18 protein-coding genes are annotated in these 18,363 nt (G+C 65.7%); 6 read left to right on the top strand and 12 right to left on the bottom strand.

What is annotated here, in order from left to right:
• Window position 1 precedes the first annotated feature (1 nt).
• Together ACSFB7_RS23655 and ACSFB7_RS23650 are read right to left on the bottom strand one after the other, a co-directional pair.
• Window positions 2–580 (bottom strand): PadR family transcriptional regulator, encoded by a 579-nt coding sequence (locus tag ACSFB7_RS23655; protein ID WP_435474520.1) that lies wholly within the window; start codon window positions 578–580, stop codon window positions 2–4.
• 103 nt (window positions 581–683) lie between these two features.
• Window positions 684–1,835 (bottom strand): FAD-dependent oxidoreductase, encoded by a 1,152-nt coding sequence (locus ACSFB7_RS23650; protein ID WP_435474518.1) that lies wholly within the window; start codon window positions 1,833–1,835, stop codon window positions 684–686.
• A gap of 73 nt (window positions 1,836–1,908) precedes the next feature.
• Here ACSFB7_RS23650 and ACSFB7_RS23645 point away from each other — a divergent pair, with 73 nt between their 5' ends.
• Complete coding sequence (locus ACSFB7_RS23645; RefSeq protein WP_435474516.1) at window positions 1,909–2,349, top strand: MarR family winged helix-turn-helix transcriptional regulator; 441 nt, start codon at window positions 1,909–1,911, stop codon at window positions 2,347–2,349.
• A 12-nt stretch (window positions 2,350–2,361) separates the two neighbouring features.
• Here ACSFB7_RS23645 and ACSFB7_RS23640 read toward each other — a convergent pair whose 3' ends face one another.
• From ACSFB7_RS23640 to ACSFB7_RS23620, 5 genes are all read right to left on the bottom strand, one after another.
• Window positions 2,362–3,252, bottom strand: coding sequence for a 2OG-Fe(II) oxygenase (locus tag ACSFB7_RS23640; RefSeq protein WP_435474514.1), 891 nt, complete (start codon window positions 3,250–3,252; stop codon window positions 2,362–2,364).
• A gap of 4 nt (window positions 3,253–3,256) precedes the next feature.
• Window positions 3,257–3,871, bottom strand: coding sequence for a hypothetical protein (locus ACSFB7_RS23635; RefSeq protein ID WP_435474512.1), 615 nt, complete (start codon window positions 3,869–3,871; stop codon window positions 3,257–3,259).
• A gap of 17 nt (window positions 3,872–3,888) precedes the next feature.
• Window positions 3,889–5,319 (bottom strand): cytochrome-c peroxidase, encoded by a 1,431-nt coding sequence (locus ACSFB7_RS23630; RefSeq protein WP_435474510.1) that lies wholly within the window; start codon window positions 5,317–5,319, stop codon window positions 3,889–3,891.
• Window positions 5,316–7,604 carry a phosphoesterase gene (locus tag ACSFB7_RS23625; RefSeq protein ID WP_435474508.1) on the bottom strand — a complete coding sequence of 763 codons (2,289 nt, stop codon included), beginning with the start codon at window positions 7,602–7,604 and terminating at the stop codon, window positions 5,316–5,318. Before ACSFB7_RS23625 ends, ACSFB7_RS23630 begins: the two co-directional genes overlap by 4 nt.
• A 308-nt stretch (window positions 7,605–7,912) precedes the next feature.
• Entirely contained in the window at window positions 7,913–8,794 is an 882-nt protein-coding gene (locus ACSFB7_RS23620; RefSeq protein WP_435474506.1) for a LysR family transcriptional regulator, read from the bottom strand.
• A 91-nt stretch (window positions 8,795–8,885) separates the two neighbouring features.
• On the opposite strand from ACSFB7_RS23620, the gene ACSFB7_RS23615 reads away from it, so the two are divergent.
• Window positions 8,886–9,776, top strand: a complete 891-nt coding sequence (locus tag ACSFB7_RS23615; RefSeq protein ID WP_435474504.1) for an NAD(P)-dependent oxidoreductase — start codon at window positions 8,886–8,888, stop codon at window positions 9,774–9,776.
• Window positions 9,777–9,842: 66 nt separating this feature from the next.
• Window positions 9,843–10,292 (top strand): YybH family protein, encoded by a 450-nt coding sequence (locus tag ACSFB7_RS23610; protein WP_435474502.1) that lies wholly within the window; start codon window positions 9,843–9,845, stop codon window positions 10,290–10,292.
• Here ACSFB7_RS23610 and ACSFB7_RS23605 read toward each other — a convergent pair.
• The 4 genes from ACSFB7_RS23605 to ACSFB7_RS23590 form a co-directional block, all read right to left on the bottom strand.
• Window positions 10,267–11,295, bottom strand: coding sequence for an SLAC1 anion channel family protein (locus tag ACSFB7_RS23605; RefSeq protein ID WP_435474500.1), 1,029 nt, complete (start codon window positions 11,293–11,295; stop codon window positions 10,267–10,269). The two genes, ACSFB7_RS23610 and ACSFB7_RS23605, sit on opposite strands and share 26 nt — an antisense overlap.
• A gap of 125 nt (window positions 11,296–11,420) precedes the next feature.
• Window positions 11,421–12,737 carry a sulfatase family protein gene (locus ACSFB7_RS23600; RefSeq protein ID WP_435474498.1) on the bottom strand — a complete coding sequence of 439 codons (1,317 nt, stop codon included), beginning with the start codon at window positions 12,735–12,737 and terminating at the stop codon, window positions 11,421–11,423.
• A gap of 137 nt (window positions 12,738–12,874) precedes the next feature.
• Entirely contained in the window at window positions 12,875–13,855 is a 981-nt protein-coding gene (locus ACSFB7_RS23595; protein ID WP_435474496.1) for a Bug family tripartite tricarboxylate transporter substrate binding protein, read from the bottom strand.
• An 18-nt stretch (window positions 13,856–13,873) separates the two neighbouring features.
• Complete coding sequence (locus ACSFB7_RS23590) at window positions 13,874–14,872, bottom strand: Bug family tripartite tricarboxylate transporter substrate binding protein (protein WP_435474494.1); 999 nt, start codon at window positions 14,870–14,872, stop codon at window positions 13,874–13,876.
• Between the two features lie 136 nt (window positions 14,873–15,008).
• On the opposite strand from ACSFB7_RS23590, the gene ACSFB7_RS23585 reads away from it, so the two are divergent.
• Genes ACSFB7_RS23585 through ACSFB7_RS23575 form a run of 3 tightly spaced genes read left to right on the top strand, consistent with a single transcriptional unit; the run spans window position 15,009 to window position 17,336 of the window.
• Window positions 15,009–15,548 carry a MarR family winged helix-turn-helix transcriptional regulator gene (locus ACSFB7_RS23585; protein WP_435474492.1) on the top strand — a complete coding sequence of 180 codons (540 nt, stop codon included), beginning with the start codon at window positions 15,009–15,011 and terminating at the stop codon, window positions 15,546–15,548.
• A 4-nt stretch (window positions 15,549–15,552) separates the two neighbouring features.
• Window positions 15,553–16,113 carry a hypothetical protein gene (locus tag ACSFB7_RS23580; RefSeq protein ID WP_435474490.1) on the top strand — a complete coding sequence of 187 codons (561 nt, stop codon included), beginning with the start codon at window positions 15,553–15,555 and terminating at the stop codon, window positions 16,111–16,113.
• Window positions 16,110–17,336, top strand: a complete 1,227-nt coding sequence (locus ACSFB7_RS23575; RefSeq protein WP_435474488.1) for a PrsW family intramembrane metalloprotease — start codon at window positions 16,110–16,112, stop codon at window positions 17,334–17,336. The genes ACSFB7_RS23580 and ACSFB7_RS23575 overlap by 4 nt, the downstream gene beginning before the upstream one ends.
• Before the next feature lie 330 nt (window positions 17,337–17,666).
• Here ACSFB7_RS23575 and ACSFB7_RS23570 read toward each other — a convergent pair whose 3' ends face one another.
• A complete protein-coding gene (locus ACSFB7_RS23570; protein WP_435474486.1) occupies window positions 17,667–18,194 on the bottom strand; it encodes a hypothetical protein in 528 nt (175 codons plus the stop codon).
• Window positions 18,195–18,363 lie beyond the last annotated feature (169 nt).

Raw genomic sequence — 18,363 nt, 5'->3', positions numbered from 1 at the left:
GTCAGATGCGTTCCAGTTGTTGGGCGGCGCTGTCGAGCACCGCGGCGAAATCGTGGGCTTGTTGTTCGGTGAGGGGCGGGCCCGACAGGCGCATGCGCATGGCGAGCTTGAGGTTTTCGATGGCGCGCGTGACCTGCGGCGGGCGGCCGCCACGCGGGCCGGCGCCATCGACGCCACCGGTCATGCGGGCCATCATCGCGTCGGCCATTTCGCGGTTGGCCGCCAGGAACTCCTGGCCGCTGGTTGTGATGCTGTAGCGCTTGCGGCCGCCGTTGTCGGCGGTTTCCACGCTCAGGTAGCCGAGCTCCTCGAGCAGCGTGAGCGTGGGGTAGACCACGCCGGGGCTCGGCGCGTAGGTGCCGCCGAGGCGGTCTTCGATGGCCTTGATGAGTTCGTAGCCGTGGGCCGGCTTGTCGGCGATGAGCTGCAGCAGCACGAAGCGCAGGCCGCCATGGCCGAACACGCGTCCGCCACCACCGCCGCCGCGTCCGCCACGGAGTCCGCGCCCGCCGGAAAAGCCGTCTTCATGCTCGCTGCGGGCGTTGCGGCAGTGGTGATGGTCGGAGTGGAAATGTCTCATGATGGGTGTCCTTCTTGATGTGTATCGGAATTATTTTAGATATATCTAAAATAAAGTCAAACCGATAGGCATCGAGGGCACCCGACCCGAGACGAAAAGGGCGCTAAGCGGCGCGGTTGCTGCTGCTGTGCTGCCGCATATGTTCCAGCGTCAGCGCCTCGCCGACGTGCGACATCTGGACGGCCGCCGCTTCGGCCGAACCCTGCGCCGCTTCGATCACGCGCTCGAACATCTGCGTTTCGTAAGTGGCCACGGCGCTTGCCCAGTCGGCTTCTTCGACAAGCAACGCGGCCAACTCGACGGCATCGCGCATCGCGGCGTTCACGCCTTCGCCGCCGAAGGGCGACATCACGTGCGCGGCATCGCCCAGCAGCGTCAGCCCGTGCCGGTTGGTCCAGCAGTGGCCGACGGGCAGCGCGTGGATGGGGCGGGCCGCAAAATGGTCGTTGCTGGCGCGCAGGAGATCGGTGATCGAATCGTCGTAGTCGGCAAACTCCGAAAGCAGGGCGCTGCGCACCGCGGCGGGCGAGGTGAAGTCGAAGCGCTTCGCCGACCAGTCCAAAGGCGCCCGGAAGATCGCGTAGCCGCGGATGTGCGCATTGCCGTTGCGCTGCGCAATGATTTCCTTGCCGCCGCCCTCGACCCCCAGCTTGCCCCGGCCGACCAGTCGCGACAGCGTCGGGTGGCGCGCATCCACGTCGTCGATGCCGAACTCGATGAAGGTCAGGCCGCTGTACTGCGGCTTGTACGGCGACAGAAGCGGCCGCACGCACGACCATGCGCCATCCGCGCCGACGACCAGGTCGAAGGGGCCGGCTTCGCCCTCGGCAAAGCCGAGATGCCAGCAGCCGTCGTCCCGGCGCTTGAGCTCGCGCGGTGCGCGGCCCCACTGCACGCACTGCGCCGGCAGCGAGTCCAGCAGCATGTCGCGCAGCGCGGTGCGGTCGACCTCGGGGCGGTTGCCTGCGCTGGTGTCGGCCTCTTCGAACAACAGGCGGCCGGACATGTCCAGCAGGCGCGAGCCCTGGTCGTCGTAGCGCGCGATGCGCTGGAAGTCGTCGTCAAGCCCGGCGCGCTGCAGCGCAAGCAGCCCGGAGTCTTCGTGAAGGTCGAGCGTGCCGCCTTGCGGGCGCGCGAGCGGACTTTCTTCGCGCTCGAACACGGTGGTGGGGATGCCGGCGATGTGAAGGAGGCGGGCCAGCGTGAGTCCGCCGGGGCCCGCGCCGACGATGGCAATGCGTGGATGCGTTTGCATTCTGGGTGCTCCATTGAAAGGATAGGTTCCTATCCATATTAGCATAGGAGCCTATGTAGATAGAATGCGGGGCATGACGGAACCCCACGCACCCAATCCCCTGAAGCTCATCGGCCAGGCAAACCGCGGATTCGCGCGGATCGTCGATGGCGGCCTGCGCGAGTTCGGCTTTGCCGTGGGCCAGTTGCCGGTGCTGGTATCGCTCAAGATACGCAAGGCGCTGTCGCAGGCCGAGCTGGCGCGCATTGCGCAGGTGGAGCAGCCCAGCATGGCGCAGTTGCTGACCCGCATGGAGCGCGACGGCCTGGTCGAGCGCGTGGACGACCCCGCCGACAAGCGCAGCCGCCTCATATCGCTGACGCCGCTCGCCTCCAAGCGTCTGCCGAAGGCGAAGGCGCTGATGGACGCGCACACGCAGGAGGCGCTGGCCGGTTTCTCTCAGGCCGAGATCGAGCAGTTGGCGGCGATGCTGCTTCGGCTCAACGAGAACATCGAGCGCATGGGCGGCGCCTGACGCCCATGCCGGTCAGAGGTTCGACGCCTCTGCCGCAGCCACGAAGCGCCGCTGCCGCATCCACTTGGTCGCCACCCATTTCTCGCCGCGCAGCACGGCCCCGCCCGCATGCAGCGACGCATGGTCGACCTGCCCAAGGCTGTTGCAATACTCGAAGTACACCGCGCTGCCGCGTTGCGGCGACACCGACCATCCGGTTTCCGGGAACACCGTCTCGCCGCCTTCTTCCACTTCGTTGAGGTAGCTCACGAGCGTGCTCACACGCTGTCCGCTGCGTTCCAGCGACGCCTGGTTGGCCGCGTTCGACGGCACCAGAAAGTCGAAGTGCGGCATGCTCTGCGCGCCGGCCGGGTAGTGCAGCACCTGCAGGCCTTCGCCGTTTTCCACCGGCATGTTCATCAGTGCCGACACCCGCTCGTCGAGCCGCGCGATGAAAGCGTTCTCGCGCAGCCGGAAGAACATGCCCAGGCTGCTGCGTTGTTCACCCACGCGATCGCGCCCGGTCAGCGGATCGACGGTGGTCGAGGGCGCAAGGCGTGGCCTGGCAAGCGCAATCAGCTCTTCGCATTCTTCTGCGCTGAGCACATCGTTCAGCACGGCCATCGCCGGCTGCACCGCACGTGCCGCCACGCGCACGAGGCGGTCCGGGGTGCGAATCGTCGTGCCCGGCGGCAGCCGCGATGCTTCGTACTGGTATACCGGCGCCACCGTCACCGAATCGATGGGCACGGGGCTTCCGGTGCGCAACGCGAACACGAAGGCATCGACGATGGACTTGGCTGCTTCCGCCGGCATGTCCTGCGCGCGCATGGCCTCGACCACCTGTGCCGGCGTGCAACCCTGGCGCAGGTTGTGCAGCACCCAGTCGCTCAGCGCGGGCGAGAAGCGCAGCACGGCATCCATCGGCTCAGATGTCCGCCGGCACCCAGCCGCTCTCGCTGGGCTTGAAGTTCTGCTTCAGTTGCATCGTGCCGGCGCCGCGCACCACGCGGTCGACCATCGGAAAGACCCTTTGCACGTCGGCATCGCTCGTCCACGGCGCGGCATCGATCTTGTAGGTGTAGGTGACCACGACGGCGGATGCATCCTTGCCGTCCTTGCGCGCTTCCCAGCCGACGATCTTGTCGAGCGTCAGGCGGGCGGCGCAGAAGTCGTTCTGCGGCTCGCGCGTGTAGACGTACTTCTTGCCTTCCTCGGTCAGTGCATACCGCGTGACGGTGATCTCGGTGGCTTGCTCGCCTTCCCTGGTCTCTTGAACCTTCGCGGTGGATGAGCTGACCAGCCCGATGTGCTCCAGCACGGGCATCTGCAGTGCGTTGCGCGCGCGCGTGCCGGCCTCGCGTTGCGGCACGTCGATGGGCCACTGGGTCTTGCCCAGGCACAGATCGCCCTTCTTCGCCAGGTAGTCGTTCATCGCGACTGTCAGGTTCTGCAGATTGGCTTCGGGTTTCTGCGGACCGCAGCCGGCGAGCACGGCCAGGGCGGCAACGCCCAACGCCAGGGAGATTTTTTTCTTGTTCATGAAAGTGGAAGAGGAGATCAATTGACGCAGGCACCCGGCTTTGTGGGCGTCGCGGGCTTCGTGTCCGCGTCGCTCAGGATGTTCAGGAAGCAGATCAGGTCGGCGATGTCCTGCTCGGACATGGGAGGCGCCGAGCCGGCTGCGCGGCCGTCCATCGGCAATTGCGTGTCGATGTTCGACGCGTAGGCGGCCGGCAGGTCGTTGTACTTCTGCACCTTGCCGCCCGTGTACTGTGTGGTGATCAGGCCGTAGCTCGGAAACCCGGGGTCGTTCGCCGCCTTGGGCGTGCCACCCACGGTGGGGTACCACAGCTCGGGCTGCGTGTCGCGCGTGTTGTAGAAGCGGATGACCTGTTCCAGCGAGTGCATCACCCCGTTGTGGAAGAAGGCCGTGCGCGTCGCCACGTTGCGCATGGTCGGTGCCTTGAACATGCCGCAGAAGCTGTTCGCTGCATTGGGTGCGGCGGGCACGTGGTCGGTGCGCAGCGGACCGCACACGCCCATGTCGAAGTACTTCAAGTCGTTGTTGGCGGGAATGCCCGCGTTGCGCGGCACGCTGATCGCCTCGTACGAAAAGTCGGTGAACAGTGCCGAGCTGCCGTTGAGGCCCGCGCCCTGGTAGTGGCACGACGCGCAATTGCCCGTGGCCGGATTGGTGAACACCTTCAGCCCGCGCGTTTCCGCCGGCGTGAGCGTGCCGCCGATCTTGTTGGCTGCGTAGAGATCGAACTTGCTGCTGTACGGATGAAAGCTCTTGTCTTCGAGCTGATAGGCCTGAAGGGCTTGCAGCGCACTGGCGAAGGCCGCGTCGCTGTTGTCGAACACCTTGGCGCCGAAGGCCTGGACGATGAGCGGCGCATAGTCCGCGGCCTGCAGCTTCTTCACCACGTCGGCGCTGCTGGCGTTGGCCATCTCGATCGGGTCGAGCAGCGGAATGCGGGCCTGCGCGGCCAGCGTGTCGGCGCGGCCGTCCCACGTGAGGCCGCCACCGGGGCCCGGCACGCTGATGCCATCCGGGTTGTCCAGCAGGTCGGCATAAGGCGGCGTGATGTCCTTGTAGCGCAGCGAGGGCACCGCGCGAAGGCCGGCCTGGTCCATGTGCACGCCACCAAGCTGCACCGACAGGTCGTTGGCCGGCGCGTACGCGTGCGTCGCATCGTGGCAACTGGCACAAGACATGGCGCCGGAGCCCGAGAGGTTCTTGTCGAAGAACATCTTCTGGCCCACCTGCGCCGAGAGACTCAAGGTGCTGGCCGATGCAGGCGCGGCCGCCGGCAGGGCCGGTGCCGCGCCCGGAAGCACAGCGGCCGATCCGTTGCCGCCACCGCCGCCACCACCGCACGCGACGAGCACCGCACCCGCGATGCCCGCCGCGCCCAGCGCGGCCAGCAAAAGCCAGCCCCAGCGCGTCACCGCCGGCCCCCTCGGGCCTGAACGGTGCTCTGTCATTGCTTCAGCGACCAGACGTTGGACTGGTTGGCATCCGGCCCGACCTGCGCCGTGGTCGACACGTCACCCGACTGCTTCTGTGCGTAGCCTGCCGGGATCACGAAGGCGTGGTTGATCGGGCGCACGCTGTCGAAGTGCGTGTCGGCGCTGGCCTTGTACTCCGGCAGGTTCAGGATGTTCGCGGCGATGAAGGCCTCGGTGTACTTCGAGCGGTTCATGTACGAAGCATCGAGCGCCGGATCGGCCAGCTGGAACATGTCCTGCAGCGTGCGCACGAACGAGAAGTGGCTGTAGGCATCGCTGTCCGACACACCCTTGGGCGCATCGGCCTGGTTGGTCAGGATGCCGAAGATACTTTCGCCGTGGCCGCGGTTGCCCTTGGTGTAGTTGTTGATCGTGGCATCGACCGACCAGGTGCCGTCCGCGTTCTGCTTGAGCGGGTTGGCGACAGTGCTGTTCGACACGTTCCAGCCGCAGCAGGAGTTGAAGCCGCTGGTGGCATTGCCTTCGTCGAACATCAGCACGATGGCCACGCGCTTTTGCGGGTTCTGCCACAGCGGCGAAGCCTGGATGCGCTTGACCGTGTAGTCGACGTAGTTGTCGCCGCGCGTGATGATCGGCGAGACGGCGGTGGCCGACACGTTGTTGGCCACGCTGCTGCAGTCGCTCGCGGTGCCGACGCCGCCGGTGCCCTTCACGCTGATGCCGTGCATGTCATCGCACTGGTCGGGCACCAGGAAGTTCAGGTTGCCCACATTGCCGCTGGCCAGGTCGGTGCCGAGCTGGTCGTAGTCGTAGCCTGCGGGAATGGTGTAGTCGTCGGTGCCGTTCTTCAGATTGGCATCCCACTGGCCGCCACCCATGGTGCGATTGCTGTACTTCCACTCGGGCGCGCTGCGCACGTTCTGGTAAGCCATGCCGGGGTGGTGCTTGGTCTTGTACAGGCCGGCGGGCAGCGGCAGCGTGAGTGCGGCGCTGCCGATGGCCGTGGTGTTGCCACCCAGGGTGCCGGGCGCATACACGTTGTCCTGCGCGGTGACCGCGGGATCGGCCACGCTGTCGGTGCGGAAGTCCTGTCCGGGGTTCATCGACTCGCTGTACGTGCGCCAGGTCAAGCCGGCGTTCGTGATCGCGTTGAAGAGGTTGGGCTTGCCGACGATGTTGTGGTTCACGGCGGCTGGCTGCGTGCAGGTCGCGGCGAAGGGCGACTTGCTCAGGCCCGGCTGCGAGCTGTCGGGCGTGGGCAGGTCTTGCACTGCGTTGGCGCCGGTGGCGTCGCAGTTCCACTGGCTGTCGTCGGTAATGCCCCAATCGTCGGCACCACCCAGTGCCGTGTAGTTGGGCTCGCTCGGGTTGCCCGTGGCGTAGTAGCTCACGAGCTGGTTGCCGGCCTTCAGGTAGCCGTTGATCTTGGGCGCGTAGGCCGAGTTCAGGATCGACATCGTGGCCTTGTTTTCCAGCATCACGATGAAGATGTTGTCGTAGCGCGGGACGCCCTCGACATTGAACGCTGCCTGCTGCGACTGCAGGAAGGTGATGGGCTTGCGGTTGTCCACGACGCTTGCCGTGGCCGTCGTCACGCCAGCCATGCCGGTCAGGCGCGGATCGCCGCCGGGGTTGGCCAGCGCGTCGGGGAACTTGTCGCCGCGGTCGAACTTGGTGGTGGCGTAGGCAAAGCGGTTGTTCAGCGCATTGGCCTCGTTGAGCAGGGCGGTCTGCACCTTGCCGCTGGCGGTGTTGGCGTCGGCCAGCAGCGAGGCCACCGGCACGCCCAGGCGCGTGGCCAGGTTCTGCTTTTCGACTGTGTAGGTCGTGCCGTTGGCTTCAGTCAGGCGTGCCACTTCGGACGACAGCGGGCTGACCACCACGGCGGTGCCCTGTTCCTTGACCTGGTCGAGCGTGACGCGCAGCACTTCGCGCGTGCTCACGTTGGTGCCGGCTGCGGTGTTCTTCGCGCTGGTGCCGATGTCGGCGATGAGTGCCGAGGGGCCCGACAACGACAGGCTGAACTTGCCGTTGGCATCCGTGACTGCGGAGGTTTCGCCGCTGTCGCAACGGCCGTTGTTGTTGGCGTCCACGCAGACCGTGGCGCCGGCGTAGTAGCCGGCAGCGATCACCGGGTCGGTGCTGCTGCCGGGCTTGAAGGCGCTGGCGGCAAGCACGCCGCTGACGGTGATGTTGGAGCTTGCGGGCGGCGGGAATGCGAACGGGCCCGAGTTGTCGCCACCGCCCCCGCATGCGGCCAGCAGCGAAGCTGCAAGCACGGTCAACGTGGGGCACAACAAGCCGGATCTGATTGTTTGAATGGCTTTCACTGTCTTCTTTCAAAGGTGGGGTAGGGGCGTGTAAGCAGCAACGCAACAAATGTGTTGCGCCATTGCTGCGGACCGCGAGCTAATCTAGGTTTGCCCTGTGTCAGTCAAAAGGCAAAAGACTTAGCTGTGAATTAGCATGCGCAGCGACCCGAAAAAGGGCCGTGCAAACGATGCGAACGGGGCTGACTACGGCCTGACCAAAGCAGTGGCCGCATGCATGAAAAAGCGAAAGCCGATGGTTCAGAGACGGCCGAAGAAGGCCTGCTGGAGCCCGAAAATCAGCGCCCGGCCTTCTTGCCACCCCGCGGCACCAGCACCTCGCGCAGCGCCACAATCTTTGCCTGCGGCGCATCCCTTCGCCAGATCAGCCGTGTCTGCGCATGGCGAAACTTCGGGCTCAGCCTGTGCACCCCGAGTCGCGCGCGCTCCGCATACGTGCTGAGCACGCTGGCAGGCACCAGCGCCACGCCCATCCCGATCGCTACGCAACCCAGGATGGCGTGGTACGAGCCCATCTCCACCATCTGCCAGGGCGACACGTGCGAGCGCGCGAACCAGTCTTCGAAGCGCTTGCGGTGCGGGCAGCCCGGATGAAAGGCCAGCAGCGCGCTCCTTGCATCGATGTCGCGCGGCGATGCAATCGGCGGGTGCTTCGCTTCGGAGATCAGCACCATCTCTTCTTCATAGACGGGCACGGATGCCAGCCGCTTGTCCGATGCGGGAATGGCGATCAGCGCCGCATCGAGTTCGCCGCTGAGCACCTGCCGCGTGTGGTCGGTCGGGTCGCCGATGTACAGCTCCAGCGTCACGTCGGGGTGCGCGTCGTGGAACACCCCCAGTGGCTGCGGCAGGCGCACCGCCGCCGTGCTTTCCATGGCGCCCAGCCGCAGCACGCCCGAAGGCTGGTCGAGCTTCACGGCCTCGGTCGCTTCCTTGGCCAGGTCGAGCAGGCGGTCGGCGTATTGCAGCAGCACGCGGCCGGCCGGTGCCAGTTGCAGCCGCCCGCCTTCGCGAATGAACAGCGGCGCCGCGAGTTTTTCTTCCAGCGCCTGGATGCGTGCCGTGACGCTCGACTGCGCCCGGTGCAGCGATTCCGCCGCGCGAACGATGCCGCCGGTTTGCACCACGGCCTTGAAAACCTGCAGGTCGGAGAGTTCCATGGATTCGTCCCAGCCGAATGAATCGTTCTGAATAATTCATTTTATGAGAACACCTCTCTCGCCTAGATTGAGCCTCCCCTGAAAGGAAATCATGAAGATAGGTGTGATCGGAATCGGCGTGATGGGCGAGCCCATTGCGCGCAACCTCAAGAAGGCGGGGCTCGACGTGACAGTCTTCAGCCGCCGCCCCGAAAGCTGCGAGCCCTTGCGTGAAGCGGGCATCGCCATCGCGAACAGCGCGGCGCAGGTCATCGAGGCCTGCGACGCGACCATCCTGATGCTGCCGGGCCACAAGGAGATCGACGCGGTGCTCGGCCGCGATGCGCAAGGGCGCATCGGCATTCCCGTCGAAGGCAAGACCCTCGTGCTCATGGCCACGGTGGCGCCGGCGTATTCGCTCGCGCTCGAGCGTGCGGTCGTGGCGGCCGGCGCGCGCTATGTGGAAGCGCCGGTCTCGGGCTCGAAGACACCGGCCCAGACCGGGCAACTGGTCGTGCTGGTTGCGGCGGCCGACCCGGCGCAGCTCGACGCGTTGCAACCGGCCTTCGACGCCATCGGCAAGCGCACCGTGCGCTGTGGTGCCGTGCCCGGCGCCATGCGGATGAAGCTTGCCAACAACCTGTTGCTGATCGCCAGCTTCGAGGCCATCACCGAGGCCGTGCACTTCGCTGGCTCGATCGGGCTCGATGTGCAGCAGTTCCTGGAGATGGCACAGGCGGGCCCGCTGGCCAACGACGTGCTGCGCATGAAGGCGCCCAAGCTGCTGGCCGACGACTTCGGGCGGCAGGCAGCCATCAGCCAGGCGTTCAAGGACATCAGCTTCGTTTGCGAAGAGGCAGAGGCCCGCGGGCTCTGGCTGCCGGCCGCGCGCACCAACCGCATCGTGTTCGGCGAAGCCATGCGGCGCGGGCAGGCCGATGAGGACGTGATCGGTGTCATCAAGGTGCTGCGCGACGGCATGCCGCCGGCGGCAGTGGGCTAACTGGCGCCGCGAACCGCAGCAGGAGCGGTTCGCCGTGGGTCGGGTCTAGACTTCAGGCTCCAGCTCATGGGAACCCACATGACTCAGATGAAGCGACCCGAAGATGCGCCCCTCGCGTTTCAAACTGCCTGGAACAACCACGACATGGCGTCTCTGGGAACACTGTTCCACGACGATGCGACTTTCGTGAACCGGTTCGGGCACTACGTGCGTGGCACCCAGGAGATCGTCGATCTGCACGCGCCCATCCACGCCACCATCTACAGCGACTCCACGCTCCAGAACGAGTTGATCAGCGTGGTGACGACGGCCATCGTGCACTTCTGGAGCCGGCTCACGGCCGGGGCGGCTCATCCTGCGGGGCCGCACGCGGTCGACACGCTGATCCTTGCCGTGCTGACGCGGGCCGGCGGCGAGTGGCGAATCAAGGCGCTCGAGAACGTCACCCTGACGAACCCGCGCACGGGAGAAACCGTGTTGAGAGACGCCGTCAACCCGCCAGCAGCCGCCCGTTGAACAGAATGTGCAGCGTGCGAAGGGTCAGCACGAACAGGGTCGCGGTAAGAGCCAACAGCAACCCACCGGCCAGCAGCTTCAACGGCGGCGTCGGATGCATGGACGCGTACTTCAACGCTGCATTGACCATTGCCGCCAGCGGAAAGCTGACGGCCCACCACCCCGCGCCGAACGGCACGCTTCGCCGAAACACTTTCGGCGCAAGCACGACAAAGAGAAACAGCCCGAAATAGAACAGCAGCGCGGCGAACCGATCGACCTCGCCGATGAGGTTCGTGTACGCAGTGAACCCGACCTCGAACGGCGCGATGAGGATCATCAATGACGGCGTCATCGCGGGCGCGAGCGGCTCATGCTGGATCAGGCGCGTGACGATCATCGTGAACATCACCAGCGCGAGCACCGAGCCCACGGCAATCGACAGCAGCAGCACCTCGCCGGCCCAGGCCATGGGCATGTGGCTGCCGGTGACGGGAATGTCCAGCGCGGCGACGCCCGGAATGATCCACGCAGGCACCGCGTGCTTGGGGTCGCCGTTGCCACTCAGCAGGCGCGAAGCGACATGCAGGGCCAGCAGCAGCGTGACGACGGTGCCGATGATCCAGAGCACATGGCCCAGCGTGCTGTCGTACACGCCCAGCACCGCCGATTGCAGCAGCAGGGCAATGGCGATGGTGCCGAAGAAGTTGCCGGCAATCGGGTGATGAAACTCCGCCTTCACGGCCGCCGGGTGCCGCAGCAGCTTGGCGCCATATCCGATGGCGAGCACGACGAACACGAAGGTGGCAAAGAGGCCGATCACATCCGCAACCACCCGGTCGACGCCGAAGGCGGTGTGCGCGAAACGCCAGCCCATCGCCAGGCCCGAGAGGCCCATGACGGCGGCGAACAGGTTGACGGGAAGGTTCTTGACGGAGCCCCCGGCGGGGCGGGTGTTCGCCGTGCCGAGGGCAGGGGAAGTGGCAGACAACATGTTGTTCTGCTGCGTGGCGGCATTGGTCATGCGCGCAAGTTTCCGCCGCGCCGGTTTGGCTGCTATGGCCGCGAGGCGGCGTTTTCTGCCAAATTCCTGCGTTGTCGGCCATGCGCACCGCCGCCGCTCGAATCGGCGTGGTGCGCCGCCCAGCCTCAGCGTTGCGGCATGTCCTTGACCGAGTAACCCAGGCTCACGGTCGCGTCCTCCGGAATCGCAGGCATCGTCGCATTCCAGGCCAGCCAATCGGCCCGCATCGCCGCCAGCCGCTGCGGCTCCTTCTTGCCGAGGTTCGCGCGCTCGCGCTCGTCCGCCGGAATGTTGAACAGGTACTCGTTGCCGTCGACCTGCAGGTACTTCCAGTCGCCGTCGCGCAGCGCCTGCTGGCCGCGATGGTTCATGCGCCAGTGCAGCGGGCGGCGGAAGCTGTGCGTGGCGTCCTTCAGCACGGGCATCAGCGAGATGCCGTCCAGCGGGTAGGCCGCGTCGGCCTGCACACCGGCCGCGTCGAGCATGGTGGCGGACCAGTCCATGGTCATGCACAGTTGCGCGCTCTCGCCGCCCTTGGCGATCATCGCGGGCCAGTGCGCGATCCATGGCACGCGAATGCCCCCTTCGGTCAGGTCCATCTTGCCGCCGACCAGCGGCCAGTTGTCCGAGAAGCGTTCGCCGCCGTTGTCGCTGGTGAACACCACGAGCGTGTTGTCGGCCATGCCGTGCTTGTCGAGCGCGGCCATGATCCAGCCGATGCCTTCGTCCATGTGATGGATCATGCGGCGGTACACGTGGATGTTGCCGCCGGCCAGGTCGAACAGGTTGTCCTTGATGGCCGGTGCCTTCTCTGCGTCGTCGCGCGTTTCCCAGGGCCAGTGCGGCGCGGTGTAGTGCAGGCTCAGGAAGAAGGGCGCTTCTTGCTTGGCCATGCGCTCCACGTAGTCGACGGCGCGCCTGGAGAGGACATCGGTGAGGTAGCCGTCTTCCTTCTTGTCTTCTTCGCCGAACCACAGGTCGTGCTGGCCGGTGGAGTCGCAGTGGGTGAAGTAGTCGACGCCGCCCGACATGGGTCCGAAGAACTCGTCGTACCCCGAGCGCAGGGGCCCGAAGCTGGGCGGGTAGCCCAGGTGCCACTTGCCGATGAGCGCGGTCTGGTAGCCGCTGGCCTTGAGCAGCGACGGCAGCGTAGGGTGGTCGGTCGGCAGGCCCAGCGTGGTGCTGCCACGGCTGCTGCTGCGGATGGGCTCTTCGGCCGCGCCGCGCAGGCGGTACTGGTAGCGCGCGGTGATCATCGCGAAGCGCGTGGGCGAGCACACGGGCGAATTCGCGTAGCCCTGCGTGAGCTTCAGTCCGTTGGCGGCCAGCCCGTCGAGCACGGGCGACACGGGGCCGAACACGGCATCGCGGCCGCCGTAGCAACCAAGGTCTGCATAGCCGAGGTCGTCGGCCACGATGAAGATGATGTTGGGTCTGGTCATGAACAGTTCGCTCCTTTTGAGAGATCAGGAAGTCTTTTCGTGGAACACCACGGAACCGGCTTTGCCGGGCCGTGGGTGTTGCCCCCTGCAAGGGGGTTGGCGAAGCGACACGAAGTGCGCGAAGACTGGGGGTGTGCTCAAGGTTGGTAGCCGGACTTCTGCACGACGGGAGCCCACTGCGTGCGGTAGGCCTTGAGCATGGCGACAGTCTGCGCCTGCGTGCTGACCACGGGCGTCATGCCCGAGTCCTTGAACTTGCGTTGGGTGTCCGGGTCCTGCATGACTTCGCGGATGGCGGTGGACAGCCGCTCGACCTTGTCCTTGGGCATGGTGGTCGGTGCAAAGAAGGTGTTCCAGCCGGTGGCGGCGAGGTCGAGGCCGGCTTCCTTGAAGGTTGGAATGTTGGGCGCGAATGGCGAGCGCTTGGCGCCCGACAGCGCCAGGATGCGCAGCTTGCCCGCGTTGTGCTGCGGCAGCACCACGTCTTCGGTGTCGACGGCAATCGGCACCTGTCCGCCGATCAGGTCGTTCAGCAGCGGCGCGGAGCCGCGATAGCCGATCACCTGCGTCTGCACCTTGGCCTTCTCGCCCACCATCAGGCCGAAGAAGTGCGGCAGGCTGCCGGTGGCCGGCACGCCCACGTTGGCCTGTGTGGGGTTGGCGCGCATCCATGCGAGCAGGTGGCTTAGTTCGCGCACGGGCAGGGTGGGCGACACGGCCAGCGCGAAGTCATAGTCATTGACGTGGGACACGGGCACGAAGTCGCGCTCGGCGTCGTAGTTGTTGTCCTTGAAGACCAGCGGCGCCACGACCATCACGGCCGGGTTGGCGAGCATCAGCACGTTCTGGTTGGCGGGCGTGATCTTCACCTGTTGCGCCGCCAGGCGGCCGCCCGCGCCGGGCTTGTTGTCGACGATGACCGCCACGCCCAGCTTGGTGCCGAGCTTGTCGGCCACGACGCGTGCCACGCGGTCGGTGGCGCCACCGGGCGCGTAGCCGACGACGATGTGCAGCGGGCTGTCGAAGGCCTGGGCCTGGGCGGGAATGGCGATGGAAGCCATGAGGCCGGCGGCGGCGAGCAGCGTGGCAAGTCGGCGGGTGATGGGTTTGCAGGTCATGTGGGGGTTCCTCCTCGTTCAGTCGTTGGCTTGAAAATTCACGGCTTTCATGATGCCGGCCCAGCGCGCGGTGTCCTCGCGCATGGTCTTGAGCAGTGCTTCGCTGCCGTCGCCCACGGGGTACATGCCGTTCTGCAGCAACTGCTGGCGCACCTCGCGTGCATTGACGGCGCGGGTGAATTCGGCGCGCAGTTTGTCGATGGTGGCGGGCGGTGTCTTCAGCGGCGCGTAGTACGCGAACCACGCGGTCGCGACCACATCCTTGTAGCCACCTTCGACGAAAGTCGGCAGGTTGGGCATGAGCGGCGAGCGCTTCTCGCCGCTGGTGGCCAGCACCTTCACGCGGCCCGAAGGCAGCATCTGCTGCGCGCCGCCGATGGTGTCGAAGTACAGGGGCACGCTGCCGCCCATCACGTCCTGCCGCGCGGGCGTGGAGCCGCGATAGGGCACGTGCACCATCTTCAGGCCGGCCGCGCGGTTGAGCATCTCGCCCAGAAAGTGCGAAGGCGTGCCCGCGCCGTACGACGCAAAGCTCAGCTTGTCGCCTTGCGTCTTGGCCCAGGCGACGAACTCGGCCAGCGTGTTGGCCGGCACGTCCTTGTTGACGACCAGCGCCAGCTCGAAGCGGGCCGCGTTGAGGATCGGCACGAAGTCCTTGATCGGGTCGTACGAGAGATTGCGGTAGGCGCTCGGAAACATGGTCATCATGCCGGCCGTGCCCAGCAGCAGCGTGTGGCCGTCGGGCGGCGCCATCTTGACGGCCTCGACCGCGATGCGGCCCGCCGCGCCCGAGCGGTTGTCGATGATCAGTGGGCCCAGCGACTCGCGCACCTGCTGCGCGATGGCGCGCGTCAGCACGTCCTGCGTGCCGCCCGCGGGCACGCCGATCAGCACCTTGATCGGCTGGCCGGATGCAAAGCCCTGTTCGGCCCGCGCGAGCGATGCGACGGGAGCGAGCGCGAGGCCGCCCAGCGCGGCAAGGGCGTGGCGGCGGTTCAGGTCGGGAATCAGGGGCATGGGCGATGTCTCCGGGGCTCAGTTTCAATCGTGCGGCAAGGCCGGGCGCTGGGGCCGCGACTGCGGACGATTCTGTAGACGCTACAGTCGATTGATCAAATCAACCATTGCCCGGATTAACCCGGCCTCGCCCGAAATGACCGCCGCGCCACGCCCACCGCTGGACGACCTGTTGCTCTACCGGCTGTCGCGCCTGCTGGCGGTCGCGGGCAGCATGGTGATCCGGCTGTGCGAAGGGCGCTTCGGCATCACGCGGCGCGAATGGCGGCTGATTGCCACGCTGGCCAGCCGTGGCGAACTCGGCTCGTCGCAGCTCGCCGAGCATGCCCAGCTCGACCGGGCGCGCACCTCGAAGGCAGTGGGCTCGATGGTCGCCAAGCAACTGGTCACCCGCGTGGCCCGCGCAGGCGATCGCCGGCAGGTGCAGCTGGGCCTGACCGATGCGGGCAGGGCGCTGTACGACGAACTCTTTCCGCTGGTCACGAAGATCAATGCCGAGCTGCTGGGGGCGCTGGACGCTGCCGACGCAGAACGCTTCGACGATTCGCTGCACCGCCTGCAGGCGCGCGCCGAGCGCATGCTCGAAGAAGCCGTGCTGCCCAAGGCCGACCGTGGGCGACGCTCCCAGACACAGCCCCGGCCCCGGCAAGGCGCGCGTGATCGTGTGGCACGATGAAAGGATGCTTGAGCCGTCACGCCGAATACCGTATCGCACCTGGCCCGGCGCGCTCGCGGTTCTCCTTGCCATTGCCGCCTATGTGGGCGGCCTGACATTCTGGGACCGCCACACGCCCGGCAGCCGTTCGCTGGCTGCGGGGCAGACGGTGTCCGTGGGGCAGGCGCGGTTCGTTCCCGCCGAGGGATGGGAGATGGACGTGTCGCGCTCGAAAGCCGGCACGTCCTTGATGCTGTTCAAGGGCGCTCACAAGTTCCTGGTGACGACGAGCCCATGGATGGGCGGGCCCGACGGGCCGCTGGTGCGGCAGCAAAGGCTCATGGAGCGGGGGCAGGGCCTGCAGATCGACGGCGACGTGTCCGACTTCGTCACGTCATGGGGATTGCAGGGCAAGACCTTCGCCTACTACGGCGCGAAGCTGGCCGGCCGGTTCTGGCAGGTGGTCGACCAGCGGCGCAAGTCGCTCGTGCAGATCGATTTCTACGGCGCCAACGACGGCCTGAGCGAAGCGATGGACGACGCCCGGGGCATGCTCGATTCCATGGACCTGGAGGCGCCGCAGTGAACCTGAGCAACTTCGAGCAAGACCGCACCGCCTGGCCGGTCGGCACCGATTCGTTCTTTCAGCCGCATCGCGCCGCCTTCTGGCTGCTGGCGGCGTTGATCGTCAACGGCCTGTTCTATACGGTCAACATGTTCTCCATGGGGTTCCGCGTGGTCCCTGTCACGGTGCTGCTGGGGCTGCTGGTGTGGGGCGTCTACACCCTGGTTTTCATCCTCGTTTTCCGGACACTGGATCTGCTCGAGCAGCATTCGCCGGAGGGCTTTGTGCTGGCCTTTGCATGGGGCGGCCTGGGGGCGGTCTATCTGGCGGCACCGGCCAACATCGCCATTCAGAGCCTGTGCGCCAAGCTGGTGTCGCCGGAGTTCGTGGCCGTCTGGGGGCCGGCCGTGGCGGGGCCGATCACCGAGGAGTTTCTGAAGCTCGCCGGCGTCATCCTGCTGGTGCTGGTGGCGCGCAACCAGTTCCAGACCTACCTGTCGGTGCTGATCGTCGGCGCCATGACGGGGCTGGGTTTCCAGGTGGTCGAGAACCTGAGCTACACCGTCAACGCCTCCATGCACTTTCCGCTGGAAAACCAGGTGTACCCGGTGCTTCTCAACCTGCTGACGCGCGGGGTCCTGAGCGGACTGTGGAGCCACGCGGCCTACACGACGATCGCGTCTTTCGGCGTTGCCTGGTTCCTGCTGCACCCGGAGCGGCGGATGGCGACGCGGGTGGCTTGCGCCTTCGTCTGCTTCGCGCTGGCGTGGGCCATGCATTTCGTCTGGAACTCGCCGCTGATGGACGACCGGTTCGACGACGGGCCCGTGGGCATGGCGCTGTTCATTCTTGTCAAAGGCATTCCCGTGGTGATCGCGGCCGGGCTCTTCTGGCGGGTTGCCGCCCTTGAGAACGGCGCGTACCTGCATGCGCTGGCAGCCTACTTCGTGCCCGAGCGCGAGCTGATCCGCGATGACGAATGGGTGCGCCTGGGCGCGCCGCTGCAGCGCTACAAGGTTCGCAGGGAGACGGGCTGGACCTTCGGGCTGCGGGCGCGGCGGTTGAAGGCGCAGATGCAGCGCGAGCAGTTGCGGCTGATCCGCAAGGCGATGACATACGGACGCGGGGCGCAGACGCTGCCCCATGAAGTGGCGCTGAGGCGGCTGCGGGCTGAGCTGGAGCCGCTGATCTCCGTCAGTACGCGTACGGAGAGACCTGAACGAACGGGTCGACCTGCACCCTGAAGCCATAAGGTGCGGGAATGGTGTTGTCGAAGCGGCCAGTAAACGGATTTGCGGCTGCGAACTCAATGAACCTTCCGCGTTTGTCATCGACAACTCTGGCGCCTGGACAGTCCAACAGACTGAGATTCATGACCGGTTGGAGCTGCGTCGAACAATAGACACCGACGGCCACATCGCCGCTCATCGGCCACACCGTCAACTCAAGGCGCACGTCTTGGCGATGAACGACATAGTGAAACGAGGCACCGTACTCCTCTTCAGTTGGAGCTACACCTAGAAGTTCGAGAAAATCTACCGGCTCCCACACTAGTTCTGACATCAAGAATCCCGTTAGCGCGGGCCTGCATAGAGTTGTTGGAAATGCTCTTCGACGTTGAGTCCTCGCAGGACTGCTGTCTCGGAAAAATCCAGAGTTCGAGATTGAGCAACGAAGCGTTGAAGCTCATGTGGAATCTCGGAGATTGAGCAGAATTCTGTGGGGGAGAGAAATCGAAAGTAGTCGCCATTTGACACCTCCCCGATGTAGCCCGCAGGACGCTCGCTGGGCATATTCCCGTGGTCGAGTGCTTGGTACAGGTAGATTCCCTTGTTGATTGCCAAGTTGGCATCACAAAGACGCGTGGCCTTTTTTTGATTCTCTATGAGCTGCGCTTTGACTTCAGCCTTCGTTGCATACCCCCGGTAGATCCAGGAAGAGTAGTAGTCCACGGAGAATTCACCGCCCTTTCGCAGCTTTGAACTGTCATGCACTGAAGACTCTTCGTCCATGAAATCTGAAATCGCATCGAGGGCATGCTCAGCGCCGTCGGTGCAAAGCAAGCACTGGGGCAATTCACCGAAACCGTTGTTCAGCAGCATTGCGATCCTTGCATTCCTGTCCATGGCGAACCACGTATAGGCATCACCGCCTCGCGGTCTCCAGTTGGTATCCAGGACGGGTCTCATCGCAGGTTTTTCATTTCTCTTGCTGCAGCAAGTGTTAAGGCGCGGCTGGTTGGCCGCTCATGTGTGTTGTCTCGACGCATGT

Origin of the sequence: Variovorax raffinosi, assembly GCF_051216615.1 — a bacterium.
In the GTDB taxonomy this organism is placed as follows: domain Bacteria; phylum Pseudomonadota; class Gammaproteobacteria; order Burkholderiales; family Burkholderiaceae_C; genus Variovorax.
Note: the sequence above shows the minus strand (reverse complement) of the source record. Positions and strands in the feature narration are given on the sequence as shown.